Consider the following 12,694-nt stretch of genomic DNA (forward strand, 5'->3'; position numbering starts at 1 on the left):
CGACGAATTGTCGCCAATTGGCAAAGCCCTGCTTTCATCACCGCAAGTCGCCATCGCTTGCGTCTTGTTGCATCCGAAACTACCTGTGGTGTCATGAAAACTATGCCATCGACATTGGACCTTATCGGCAACACCCCGCTCGTCCTGCTTAAGGGGCCCAGCGAGGAAACTGGCTGTGAGATTTACGGCAAGTGCGAATTCGCCAATCCGGGCGCCTCGGTGAAGGATCGCGCGGCGCTGTTCATCGTGCGCGATGCGGAGGAGCAGGGGATATTGCAGCCGGGCGGCACTATAGTTGAGGGCACGGCAGGCAATACCGGCATTGGCCTCGCGCTGGTCGGTAACGCTCTGGGATACAAGACGATCATCGTCATGCCCGAGACGCAGAGTCAGGAAAAAAAGGACACCCTCCGCGCGCTAGGCGCCCAGTTGGTGCTTGTGCCTGCAGCGCCTTTTTCCAATCCGGGCCATTTCGTGCACACGTCGCGGCGGATTGCCGAAGAAACCGATAACGCCATTTGGGCAAACCAGTTCGATAATATCGCCAATCGCCGCGCACATATCGAAACGACGGCGGAGGAAATCTGGGAGCAGATGGACGGACGGGTTGACGGCTTCACCTGTGCAGCCGGAACCGGCGGGACGATTGCCGGGGTCGGCCTTGGTCTGAAGGCGCGGAACGAAAATGTCACCATCGCGCTCAGTGATCCGCACGGCGCAGCGCTTTATAATTATTATGCTCATGGCGAATTGCGGGCTGAAGGCAATTCGGTCGCGGAAGGCATTGGGCAGGGGCGCATCACCGCCAATCTTGATGGTGCGCCAATCGATACCCAATTCCGCATTTCGGACGAGGAGGGCCTGGTCTGGGTGCGCCGTCTTCTGGCGGAAGAAGGGCTGTGTCTCGGGCTCTCTTCTGGCATCAATGTTGCCGGTGCAGTTGAACTCGCCAAGCATATCGGGCCAGGCCATCGGATAGCGACTATTCTGTGCGACACCGGCTTCCGTTACCTTTCGACTTTGTACAATCCCGAATGGATGCAGGCCAAAGGATTGCCGCCCATGCCATGGCAACTGGACAAAGCCGACTGATTGGGCTTAGATTGCGGCATGGCACGTCCCGCGGAATCCGCTATGCAGCGCATACAGGTAGGCCTTGTAGGTCTTCTTGCGGTGGTGTTGTTCGCATGGATTGCGAGTATGGTCATCGACCGGGCCGAACAGAAAGCCGCGCAGACAGGACCAGCGGGATCGGCGTCGGTTTCACCATCGGAGCCCATGGTCAAAGACGAGCCGCTTGCCGAACTTGGGGTGACGCCCGCTGCCCCCGAACAGGCCGGTCCGCAAACGGCGCCAACGCAGCCCACGCAGGCACCAACACAATAATCCATGTGGAGTAAGTCAACTCGCACCGCGGCCATCGGGTCGGCATTTGCGATTCTGCTGGTCAGTTTGGGCGCCATTTTATGGTCGATGAATGACTCAGGTGAAGAGTCGCGAAGGACGAAAGTCGCGCTTCTTTCCAGCATTCCATTACAATGGGGCGAGGGCGATTTGAAATCGGTCGTCGAGGGCGAAGGGCATCCTGATCCGTTATTCGAGCGCCTTTTCGAAAAGCGCGATGTGGTTGCAGTCGACAATTTTGAGCAAGTCCAGGCTTCCAGCGTAAAAGTGGCTGTTCTGATCCAGCCAAAGGCCTTTTCGCCCGAAGATCTGGTGCGACTGGACAACTGGGTTCGCGCCGGAGGTAGGCTGGTCTTCTTTGCGGATCCAGCGCTTGACTGGCCCACGTCGTTGTCGCTGGGTGACGCGCAACGACCGCTGTTCACCTCGCTGCACTCCCCATTATTTGCGCATTGGGGTCTAGAGCTTGTTTTGCCCGTTGATGCTGAACACGCGCATAGTCAAATTGATGCAAAGCTAGGCAAATTCAACCTAGCGCTGAAATCGCCTGGTTCATGGATACCGACTGCGACAGGGAAAACAGACTCGCAACCTTGCAGAATCGAGCGCAGTGCATTGATCGCCGAATGCCGTCTCGGAAAGGGGCAAGCGATTCTGGTGGCCGATGTTGACATGTTGAACAGCGATTTTTGGGAATCCGCAGTTCCGGGTGTCACCAAATCATCGAATATCGAATTGGCCGAGTATCTAATTGCATCCGCTGAAGATGGGCAACGTGTAGTTGGGTCAGCCTGGGATTTTCTGGGCAACTAGGGGTGCGACGACCGGCCGCATAATAAAAATACATATAATACAATTAATTAGTATGTATTCGAATGATGTTCGCCATCATGTTGATTGGGGGCATTGGCGTGCGGATTAACTTTTGAACTGACGGAATTGCGCCCATTCGCCGTAAAATAATTTACGATTCCCATAGAATCCCTCTTTTCATCCATAAATTCCCTTGATATGGAGTTGTCCAATCGGGGTGGAATCCAATTTGTTGCGTTCTTCAGAACGTCGACGTCGAAGCAAGGCGCTTCTGCGGCCAGTGGATTTTACCCGAAAGAAAGGGGGAATGGGGTTCAGTGTCCGCACTCGTTGTCTATGCCGGTTCCGGTTTATCGACGATCGATGCCAAAGGGCGCGTGACCATTCCTGCCGAGCTGCGCGACACGGTTTCTGAATCAAGCGGCGAGAACATCGTATGCATATCGCGCCACCCGACATTGCCCTGCCTTATCGGCTATGGCCGTGCTGAACGTCAAAAGCTTCGCGCAGACATTGAAGCCCAATGGCAGGCCGCAGTGCAGCGCGGCGGCGAATTCGACCGCGAAAGCGCTGGCGTCGTGGCATCTTCGATTTTCGAAACTGCATTTGAGGTGAGCGGGCGTTTCGTTCTTCAGCCTATGCTTCGCCATTTCGGCAAGCTCGGCGATCGGGCCTTTTTCTTCGGCGCGACGACGCATTTCATGCTCTGGAACCCTGATGTGTTCCAGGAGTCGGCGCCGCCGGCCTTCGCGCACGTCCGCGAAGAGCTCGACTATTGGCTCAACGATCATATGAGGCGCGGCAAATGACCGGCGCTTCGCCCCATATTCCAGTTTTGCTGGATGAAGTAATTCACGCACTGGCCATCACCCCTGGTTCAGTCGTTGTGGATGGTACCTTTGGTGCAGGCGGATATAGCCGGGCTATCCTGGCTGCCGGTGCGCGCGTTCATGCATTTGATCGCGATCCCGATGCGCTTGCCATGGGTGCTGAACTTGCAGGTCGGAGTGGCGGTGCCTTGCGCCTCCACTCCGCCTGCTTTTCTGAAATGGACCGGCGCCTTGCTGAAGAAGGTGTCGGGCAGGTCGATGCTGTGGTTTTCGATATTGGCGTTTCGTCAATGCAGCTCGACCGTGCGGATCGCGGTTTTTCGTTCCAGAAGGATGGCCCCCTCGACATGCGGATGAGCCAGTCGGGCGAAAGTGCTGCCGATTTTGTCAACACGGCCGATGAAGGCGACATTGCCAATGTCATCTATCTCTATGGCGAAGAGCCAAAGTCGCGGCGCATCGCGCGTGCAATTGTTGCGGCGCGCCCAATCGACAGTACATCGAGCCTGGCGGCGATAGTTCGAAAGGCGCTCGGTCACCGCCCCGGGGCCCCCAAGGATCCCGCGACGCGGACATTTCAAGCGCTACGGATCCACATCAATCGCGAGCTTGACGAGCTCATGCTTGGTTTGGAGGCCGCTGAACGCATTTTGAAGCCCGGTGGCAGATTGGTTGTGGTCAGTTTTCACAGCCTTGAAGATCGCATCGTTAAACAATTCTTGCGCGATCGTAGTGGCTCAGGCGGCTCAATGTCGCGGCATATGCCGGAAATGGCTCCGGTGAAGCATCCGACCTTTCTGAAACCCGCAAAGGCGGTTCGTCCGTCGGCCCGCGAGCTGGCTGCCAACCCGCGGGCGCGGTCCGCGACGTTGAGGGCTGCAATACGTTCCGATGCTACGCCCTGGAACCAGCAGGAGAAGGCCGCATGACGCTTGCCATGAAACGCCTCAAAAATATCGGCTGGCTGGCGCTTGTTTTTGCAACGGCTGTGTTGCTCTATCCTCTGTCGCTCAATGTGGCAGCACTCCATAGTGATTTGGCGAAGGTCAACAGCGACATTTTGGAAACCGAGCGCGAAATCCGTTTCCTGCAGGCCGAAATCCGAACCCGGGCGAGCGTGGCGCAATTGGAAGAGTGGAACAGCCTGCTCTATGGCTATGCCCCGCCAAGCGCGGAACAGTTTATCGATGGCGAACGTGGTCTTGCAAGTCTGGGTGGTCAAGAGCAGGTGGTGAAACCTGTAATGGTTGCCGTGAACGATATCGACGGCGTTGCCCCTGCAGGGGAGATCGGTACGCCCGGTGGAGCGCCTTCTCTGATAGTTGACGAAAAGCCAGCCAATCGGGAACAGGTGCGCGAAGTGAAGGTTGCGCTGGCAACGACGGTCAAGGCGTCGCCCGAGCCAGTTCGTTCTGCGCCAAAGGGACGAACCGAACGTTTGGCAAGCATTGACGACAAGCTGCTTTCCGATAGCGTGCTTCGCGAAATCCAGTCCGCTGCCGAAAAGGAAAATCGCCGCAAATGACCACCTTTGTCGTCCGCCCGCACAGCCGCCACGCGATCAACGCGGTGCGCGTCCATGCGGCGATGGCATTTTGGCGGCTGCTCATATTGGCCGGCTTCTTCGGGCTTTTTCTGATCCTGATTCTTGGGCGGCTCACGACGCTGGCCATCTTCGAGGGTAGCAGGGCCTTCGGAGCGACCGGCGGCGCCTATGTACCTGAGCGCGGGGATATTGTTGACCGCAATGGCGCCCCGCTCGCCCGCACTATCCAGGGCTATGCGATTTGGGTGAACCCTGACCGTCTGGTAAATGATCCAAAGGAACTGGCGGCGGGTCTTGCAAAAATCTTCCCTGACACGCCGGAAGCTGAATTTTATGCCAAGCTGACGGCTAAGGAAGCTGGCTATCTGCGCAAAAGAGCGATTCCTGAAGAGGTGCGTGCCGTGCACGATCTCGGAGAAATCGGTATCGAATTTCCCCGCGAAAGCGAGCGGTTGTATCCCCAACACGATATGGCGGCTCATGTGCTTGGTTTTGTCAGCCGTGACGGCAAAGGCGCGCTCGGAATGGAGCGTGTAATGGACAAGCATCTGCGTGCTCCCGAAACGCGCGGTAAGCCAGTGGAGCTATCTCTGGACGTTCGTGTTCAGGCTGCTCTTGAAATCGAACTCGCAAATGGAATGAAATCGACCAATGCCAAAGGCGCCGCAGGAGTCATCCTGGATGCGCGCACCGGCGAGGTGCTGGCCATGGCATCGCTGCCGTCGTTCAACCCGAACCGCCCGGTATTTGCCAATATTCCGGATAATGGCGAGGTAATTGTCGACGGCCGCTATCCCATTAGTCGCCAAACCAATTTTGTAACCAACCGCGTGTTCGAGCTTGGCTCTACATTCAAGCCATTAACAGTGGCTGCTGCGCTTGATGCTGGAACCGTCCGCAATCTTGCTATCCGCTATGATGCGACCGCACCTCTGCAAATTGCCGGTTTCAAAATTCGGGATACACATCCGGCAGGGCGCTGGCTCAATGTGCCCGAAACACTGGTGCAAAGCTCCAATATCGTCACGGCGCGCATTGCCGACAATCTCGGTCGGGAACGTATGGAGCAGATGGCGCGCAATCTGGAGTTTGACGGACGACCGTCAATTGAACTTGCCGAGCGTTCGCACTCGATCTGGCCGCGAAATTGGGCGCGAATTACGACCATGACCGTCGGCTATGGTCACGGCATGGCTGTGACGCCGTTGCACCTAGCGTCAGCTTATGCTGCCATGGTGAATGGCGGAATTTGGCACCCTGCAACGTTGAAAAAGATGAAGCCCGGTCAGAAGCCGGTGGGTCGGAGGGTGTTTAGTGCCGCTACAAGTGCCCGGATGCGCCAGTTGCTCCGAATGATTGTTGTGGATGGCACCGGAAAGAAGGCCGACGCCCTTGGCTATCGCGTCGGCGGCAAAACGGGCTCTGCAGAAAAGCCAAATGCCGGGGGTTATGCACGGAATCTTGTCGTCTCGACCTTCGCAGCGGCTTTCCCGATGGATAATCCGCGCTATATCATAGTCGCAATGGTAGACGAACCTAAAGGATCCGCAGAAACCGGTTTTCAGCGTACAGCTGGCTGGACGGCTGCCCCCATCGTACGGCGTACGGTTGAGCGGATTGGCCCGCAATTGGGAATCATCCCCGACACACATCGCGATGTCGATGTATCTGAACTCATGCCGTTGTTGTGGTCGCCCAAAGGGGGGCATTGATGCGGCTCGATAGTTTGATAGGCGAAGCAGCTGGTGTTTCCGGCGGCGAGCACGTTACCGGTTTTGCGATCGACCATCGAAAAATAGCGCCAGGTACAATATTTGGTGCATTTCAGGGCGCTGCATTCAATGGCGAGGATTTCATTTCCGCTGCGATTGAGGCAGGTGCAGTTGCGATTGTTGCCCGACCTGAAGCACAGGTTGATGGAGCGGTACACATTGCAGATGCCAATCCACGCAAGGCCTTCGCTATGTTGGCCTCGCGCTTTTATGCACCATTTCCGGCGCATGTTGCCGCAGTAACCGGCACAAATGGCAAGACTTCGACCGCCGAAATGACGCGCCAGTTATGGCGGATGGATGGGCATAGTGCAGCGTCGATAGGCACGCTCGGCATCACGACAGCTGATGAGCAGGTCAGGACCGGTTTAACTACGCCCGACATCGTAACCTATCTTTCCAATATGGCCGGCCTCGAACGCGAAGGCGTGACCCACGCGATCTTTGAAGCATCGAGCCATGGTCTGGACCAGTATCGTATTGCCGGGGTTCCAGTATCGGTTGTGGCGTTCACCAATCTCAGTCGCGACCATCTCGACTATCATGGCTCGATGGATGCCTATTTTGAAGCCAAGATGCGGTTGTTTGATGAAATCGCGACGGACAATGCAACCGCGGTAATCTGGGCCGATGATGATTGGTCGGAAAAGGCAATTGCCCGCGCAAAAGAACGTCCGCTTCGGCTGATAACGGTGGGAGCAAAAGGGCACGGCATCCAACTGCTTTCGCGTGAACCAACCCAGTTGGGACAGACTCTCGAAATTTCGATGCAGGGAGAGGTTAGCAAGGTTAAACTCCCACTCATTGGTGGCTATCAGGTCGCCAATGCTTTGCTGTCTGCGGGCATCGCGATAGCAAGCGGTTGTGATGCCGAGGCGGTTATTGCCAATCTTGCCCGGTTACAGCCCGTGCGTGGACGGTTGGAACGCGCGGCGATCAGCCGGAGCGGAGCGCCCGTTTATGTTGATTACGCGCATACGCCAGACGGGCTCGAGGCTGCGATTGCCGCGCTGCGTCCGCATACCAAAGGCAAGCTGATCCTGGTATTTGGCGCGGGTGGAGATCGTGATGCGGGCAAACGTCCCTTGATGGGTGAAATCGCCGCGCGCGATGCTGATGTGGTTATAGTAACCGATGACAATCCAAGGACAGAAGACCCGGCCTCCATTCGCCAACAGGTGATCGCAGGTGCATCTGGTGCGCACGATATTGGAGATCGTCGTTTGGCGATTGCCGCCGCCATTCGTCAGGCGGAGGCCGAAGATATCGTGATGATCGCCGGCAAAGGGCATGAGCTGGGCCAAATAATTGGCGATAAAAGCTATCCTTTTGACGATGTCGAAGTGGCACGCGAGTGCGCGGCATGACCGATCTTTGGACTTCGGACGAAATCGCCCAGGCAACGGGTGGCCAATTGAGCGCGCCCTTTGTCTGCAGCGGCGTTGCATTCGATTCCCGTGAGATTGGGCGCGGCGACCTGTTCTTCGCGATGAAGGGTGAGCAGGCAGACGGGCACCGTTTCGTTGAAAATGCCTTCGCTAGTGGCGCAGCGGGGGCCGTTGTCAGTAAACCGGTTGCGCACCCCCATATCCTTGTGCCTGATAGCTTCCGCGCATTGGAACAACTTGGGATCGCTTCTCGCCAAAGAGTCGATGCGAAAATCATTGGCGTAACCGGATCGGCGGGAAAAACGGGGACTAAAGAGGCGTTGTTTGCTACACTCGAACGCTTTGCTCCCGGCAAGGCGCACCGTTCCGTCAAAAGCTACAACAATCATGTCGGTGTGCCGCTAAGCCTGTCGCGCATGCCCCGGGCAACGCGTTTTGGTGTATTCGAAATGGGTATGAACCACCCGGGCGAATTGCGAACGCTGACTGGCTTTGTACGACCGCATGTCGCCATCGTCACAACCATTGCTCCGGCGCATATCGAATTTTTCAAGGACGAAGCCGCCATTGCCGATGCGAAGGGCGAAATTTTTGAAGGCCTCGAACCGGGCGGCACGGCTATCATACCTGCGGACAGCCCGCATTTTGAACGCCTTCACGCCAAGGCTATGCAACATACCGACACGGTCTTGAGTTTCGGCTTTTCAGCGACAGCGGACGTTCGGTGCGAAGATTTTATCGAAAGTGCGAATGGCGGTTCGATTGTAACTGCCCGCTTGAAAACGGGGATGTTGCAATATGAGTTGTCGCAGCCCGGGCGTCACTGGATAGCCAATTCGCTCGCGGTTTTGGCTGCTGTCGAGGTGGTTGGAGGCGACCTGGCGGTCGCCGGGCTGGCGCTTGCTGATTTGGCTGGCCTGAAAGGCCGGGGCGCGCGCCACATGTTAAAGCTGGCGGAGGGATCGGCGCTACTGATTGACGAAAGCTACAACGCCAATCCGGCATCAATGGCCGCCACTTTGGCCAGCTTGGGACAAACGTCAGCTGATCGACGCATTGCCGTTCTGGGGGCCATGAAGGAATTGGGTGAACAGTCCGCCACCTTTCACGCTGGTTTGCGTATGCCACTGGAAGCGGCAACAATAGATTATGCAATGCTTGTCGGTGAAGAGATGTTTCCTCTCGCTGAAACGTTGGCGGCAGATGTTGCTTGGGCGGGCAAATTCGCCCATTGCGCGAGCGTTGGGGATGCTATCGAACGATTGTCTGGAATGATCCGGGCTGGTGACGCGATCCTGGTCAAAGGATCCAATTCGGTGGGACTTTCCCGGCTTGTCGAGGCCATGCTCGGCGGAGGGTATTGATGCTTTACTGGTTGGCCGAATATCTGGATTTCCCGGGATTTCTAAATCTCGTTCGTTATCTGACCTTTCGCTCTGGCGCTGCCATTGGAACCGCGTTTTCGCTCGGTCTGATTATCGGGCCGCGCTTTATAAACATGCTTCGGGTTCGGCAGGGCAAGGGACAGCCGATACGGGATGATGGCCCGAAAACTCATCTAGCCAAGGTCGGTACGCCGACAATGGGTGGATTGATGATACTGACGTCGATTATCGTATCGATGTTGCTGTGGATGGACCTCAGCAACAGCTATGTCTGGGCGTGTCTTGTCGTCATGGCAGGCTTTGGCATTGTCGGCTTCCTTGACGATTATGACAAGGTGACCAAGCGCAGCACCAAAGGCGTTTCGGGCAAAGTACGCTTGCTTGCGGAATTTGCGATTGCAGGCATTGCCGTCGCATTGATCGTCCACCAATCGGGGGGCAAGCTTTATATCCCATTCTACAACGGGCCTGTAGCTGATCTCGGCTATTGGTACATCCTGTTCGGCGCATTTGTAATCGTTGCTTTTGGCAATGCCGTGAACCTGACAGATGGCCTTGATGGATTGGCGACGATGCCGGTCATCATCGCGTCACTGGCTTTCATGCTGATCGCGTATCTGGTCGGTAACGCCAAATACGCGGCATATCTCGGTGTGCCATTCATTTTGGGTGCTGGCGATCTGGCGATATTGTGCGGAGCGATCATCGGGGCCGGTTTGGCGTTTCTATGGTTCAACGCGCCCCCTGCTGCCGTGTTCATGGGGGATACCGGCAGTCTTGCACTCGGCGGGACGTTGGGGGCCATCGCGGTTGTTGCACATCATGAATTTGTTCTGGCGATTATCGGTGGGCTTTTTGTCGTCGAGGCGATGTCTGTCATCATTCAAGTCTTCTGGTTCAAACGAACTGGTAAGCGCGTTTTCCGGATGGCACCAATCCACCACCATTTCGAACAACTGGGCTGGCCAGAATCGACCGTTGTCGTCCGATTCTGGATTGTTGCATTCGTTCTGGCCTTAGCCGGGCTTTCGACGCTCAAGCTGCGGTGATTGTTTCTGAAGCCTTTCGCGGAAAACGCTTTGCGGTTTTGGGGCTGGCCCGATCGGGTTTGGCTGCTGTTCGGACGCTAGTGGCATCTGGGGCCGACGTGACGGCATGGGACAATAAAGCTGATGCCAGACTGAAGGCCTGTGAAAGCGTCACACTTGCCGATCCGATGGTTATAGACCTGTCCGGTTTTGATGGGGTGGTCGTGTCACCTGGCGTGCCGCTGAACAACCATCCCATTGTTGACAAGGCCCACGATGCGAATGTGCCAGTTATTGGCGATATTGAACTGTTCGCGCTAGCCCGGCCAACGCTGCCGATGCACAAGGTTGTCGGTATTACCGGCACTAACGGGAAGTCGACAACCACCGCACTAATGCTCCATATTTTGCAGCAGGCAGGTGTGCCCAGCTTGATGGGCGGCAATATAGGGTTGCCAATCCTCTCGCAGGATCCGTTGTCCGAAGGCGGAGTCTACGTGCTTGAGCTATCGAGCTTCCAGATAGACCTGACCTACAGTCTGGATTGTGATGTTGCGGTCTTGACCAACATCACACCGGACCATCTCGATCGTTACGACAGTTTTCTCGATTATGCCGCGTCGAAGGAACGGTTGTTCCATATGCAGCATGCTGACAAGGTATCGGTGATCGCGACCGACGATGACCCTTGCCGGATGATAGCCAGCCGGGTGCATCATCGCCTGATGCGGGTTTCCGTCAAAGATATCAAAGATCAGTCGCGCTGGCCGTCGCTGCAAGGTGCGCATAATGCGCAGAATGTCGCCTGTGCCATTGCCACTTGCCAGGCACTAGGATTGTCTGACGACGTAATAGATCAGGGCTTACAGAGCTATCCCGGACTTGCGCATCGTATGGAACGAGTCCGTGAGCTGCACGGCGTTTTATATGTGAATGATAGCAAGGCGACCAATCCGACCTCAACCGCACCCGCACTGGGTGCTTATCCCGCGATACACTGGATATTGGGCGGTCAGGCAAAAACGGACGATCTGGACGCATGCCTACCTTTTATCGGGAATGTGAAGGCCGCCTACACTTTTGGGGAGGACGGCGCGATGCTGGAGGATATTTTGCATCCGCATGTGGTTGTCCATCAGCTCGATACGCTGGAAGAGGCAGTGGCTAGAGCGCGTGCCGCTGCTAAAGCAGGTGAGGTTGTGCTGCTTTCGCCTGCCTGTGCATCATTTGATCAGTTCCGCGATTTCGAACATCGTGGAGAAACGTTTCGCGACGCTGTAATGGCTTTGGGCTGACGGGGGCGATATGTTCGGAGGACTGCAAAATTCGATCGGACCCAATCCGCCGGGCTTTGGCGGAAAGCGCGACCTATCCAATCGACTTGGTCGTGGTGATCGGTCGCCGCTGGGCATCTGGTTTTGGGAATTGGACCGCGTTTTGCTCTCCCTCATTCTCGTGCTCATTGCGATTGGATTGATTGCGGTGGCCGCAGGTTCACCTGCGACCGCACGGCGTCTTTCGACTGATACTGCGACGCTGAGTCCACTATATTTCTTCTATCGCCAGGTGGCGTGGGTGGCGCTTGGTTTACCCTTGATGTTCGTCATCTCGATGTACCCGCGCGAGCAAGCCAAGCGGATAGCTATTGGCGGCTTTGTGGTTTTTCTGGTGCTGCTTTTGCTGGTGCCGCTGCTGGGTAAGGAAGTGAATGGTGCGCAGCGCTGGTTCGGATTGGGCCCAGCCAGCTTTCAGCCTTCAGAGTTTCTGAAGCCTTGCTATGCGGTGACAATGGCTTGGATTATTTCGTGGCGTCAGCGCGATGCAACAATCCCGGTGCGCTCGATAACCATTGTTTTCACTGCAATTATTTGCGCAGCTCTAATGTTGCAACCTGACCTTGGACAAACCATCCTTTTCTGCGGAATTTGGTTTGCGTTGATGATGGTATCTGGCGTTTCGTCGAAGTTGCTCTGGTCCAGCGCAGCCGGCGGCATTGTCGGCATAGTTGCAGCGTATAATTTCTATTCGGTGGCGCAACAGCGTATCGACGCCTGGATTTTCGGAACCGATGGCATCACGCATGACAAGCTGGCAATGGCGACGCTGACTGCAGGAGGGTTGGTTGGCACCGGCCCGGGCCTCGGCACGCGCAAATTCGCGCTGCCGGAGGCGCATACCGACTATATTTTCTCTGTGGTGGGTGAAGAATTTGGCCTGCTTGCCTGCATGGTAATTGCCGTGCTGTTCTTCGCAATCCTCGTCCGCGTCGTTATCCGCATGCTCGATGAGCAGGACCAATTCATCCTTCTCGCCGTCACCGGTCTTGCCGCTCAATTCTGCGGGCAGGCGATGATCAACATCGCGGTCAATCTCGGCATTTTCCCTTCAAAGGGTATGACCTTGCCGTTCATCAGCTATGGCGGGTCGTCGACGCTGGCTTTGTGTCTATGCTGCGGATTGATGCTCGCGCTGACACGACGCAACCCTTTCCTTGACCAGTCACCCTATATCGGGAATGGGCGGTAGCC

Annotated in this window: 12 protein-coding genes; all 12 read left to right on the plus strand. The window is 56.2% G+C overall.

The genetic code is table 11. The features are described from left to right. The first annotated feature begins 93 nt into the window (after nt 1-93). The 12 genes from DXH95_RS03595 to DXH95_RS03650 all read left to right on the plus strand — a co-directional run bounded on the left by DXH95_RS03595 (nt 94) and on the right by DXH95_RS03650 (nt 12,692). The gene (locus DXH95_RS03595; protein ID WP_115549377.1) at nt 94-1,092 is read left to right on the plus strand and encodes a cysteine synthase A; all 999 of its coding nucleotides are present in this window, start codon (nt 94-96) and stop codon (nt 1,090-1,092) included. Nucleotides 1,093-1,110: 18 nt separating this feature from the next. Continuing rightward, the gene (locus DXH95_RS03600) at nt 1,111-1,386 is read left to right on the plus strand and encodes a hypothetical protein (protein WP_115548069.1); all 276 of its coding nucleotides are present in this window, start codon (nt 1,111-1,113) and stop codon (nt 1,384-1,386) included. Between the two features lie 87 nt (nt 1,387-1,473). Next, complete coding sequence (locus tag DXH95_RS03605; RefSeq protein ID WP_476712788.1) at nt 1,474-2,217, plus strand: Gldg family protein; 744 nt, start codon at nt 1,474-1,476, stop codon at nt 2,215-2,217. A 317-nt stretch (nt 2,218-2,534) separates the two neighbouring features. Continuing rightward, nucleotides 2,535-3,026 (plus strand): division/cell wall cluster transcriptional repressor MraZ, encoded by a 492-nt coding sequence (locus DXH95_RS03610; RefSeq protein ID WP_181883559.1) that lies wholly within the window; start codon nt 2,535-2,537, stop codon nt 3,024-3,026. Beyond that, on the plus strand, nt 3,023-3,976 hold the full coding sequence (gene rsmH, locus DXH95_RS03615; protein WP_115548072.1) for a 16S rRNA (cytosine(1402)-N(4))-methyltransferase RsmH: 954 nt from the start codon (nt 3,023-3,025) through the stop codon (nt 3,974-3,976). Before DXH95_RS03610 ends, rsmH begins: the two co-directional genes overlap by 4 nt. 8 nt (nt 3,977-3,984) lie before the next feature. Continuing rightward, nucleotides 3,985-4,572 (plus strand): hypothetical protein, encoded by a 588-nt coding sequence (locus DXH95_RS03620; protein WP_147291680.1) that lies wholly within the window; start codon nt 3,985-3,987, stop codon nt 4,570-4,572. Beyond that, nucleotides 4,569-6,305 (plus strand): peptidoglycan D,D-transpeptidase FtsI family protein, encoded by a 1,737-nt coding sequence (locus tag DXH95_RS03625; RefSeq protein ID WP_115548074.1) that lies wholly within the window; start codon nt 4,569-4,571, stop codon nt 6,303-6,305. The genes DXH95_RS03620 and DXH95_RS03625 overlap by 4 nt, the downstream gene beginning before the upstream one ends. Further along, the gene (locus DXH95_RS03630) at nt 6,305-7,732 is read left to right on the plus strand and encodes a UDP-N-acetylmuramoyl-L-alanyl-D-glutamate--2,6-diaminopimelate ligase (RefSeq protein ID WP_115548075.1); all 1,428 of its coding nucleotides are present in this window, start codon (nt 6,305-6,307) and stop codon (nt 7,730-7,732) included. Before DXH95_RS03625 ends, DXH95_RS03630 begins: the two co-directional genes overlap by 1 nt. Next, nucleotides 7,729-9,117, plus strand: coding sequence for a UDP-N-acetylmuramoyl-tripeptide--D-alanyl-D-alanine ligase (locus tag DXH95_RS03635; RefSeq protein WP_115548076.1), 1,389 nt, complete (start codon nt 7,729-7,731; stop codon nt 9,115-9,117). The genes DXH95_RS03630 and DXH95_RS03635 overlap by 4 nt, the downstream gene beginning before the upstream one ends. Then, complete coding sequence (gene mraY / locus DXH95_RS03640; RefSeq protein ID WP_115548077.1) at nt 9,117-10,187, plus strand: phospho-N-acetylmuramoyl-pentapeptide-transferase; 1,071 nt, start codon at nt 9,117-9,119, stop codon at nt 10,185-10,187. Before DXH95_RS03635 ends, mraY begins: the two co-directional genes overlap by 1 nt. Further along, nucleotides 10,184-11,461 carry a UDP-N-acetylmuramoyl-L-alanine--D-glutamate ligase gene (gene murD / locus DXH95_RS03645; RefSeq protein WP_115548078.1) on the plus strand — a complete coding sequence of 426 codons (1,278 nt, stop codon included), beginning with the start codon at nt 10,184-10,186 and terminating at the stop codon, nt 11,459-11,461. The genes mraY and murD overlap by 4 nt, the downstream gene beginning before the upstream one ends. Before the next feature lie 10 nt (nt 11,462-11,471). Further along, the gene (locus DXH95_RS03650; RefSeq protein WP_115548079.1) at nt 11,472-12,692 is read left to right on the plus strand and encodes an FtsW/RodA/SpoVE family cell cycle protein; all 1,221 of its coding nucleotides are present in this window, start codon (nt 11,472-11,474) and stop codon (nt 12,690-12,692) included. Nucleotides 12,693-12,694: the final 2 nt, after the last annotated feature.

The organism is Sphingorhabdus pulchriflava, from assembly GCF_003367235.1.
GTDB lineage: Bacteria > Pseudomonadota > Alphaproteobacteria > Sphingomonadales > Sphingomonadaceae > Sphingorhabdus_B > Sphingorhabdus_B pulchriflava.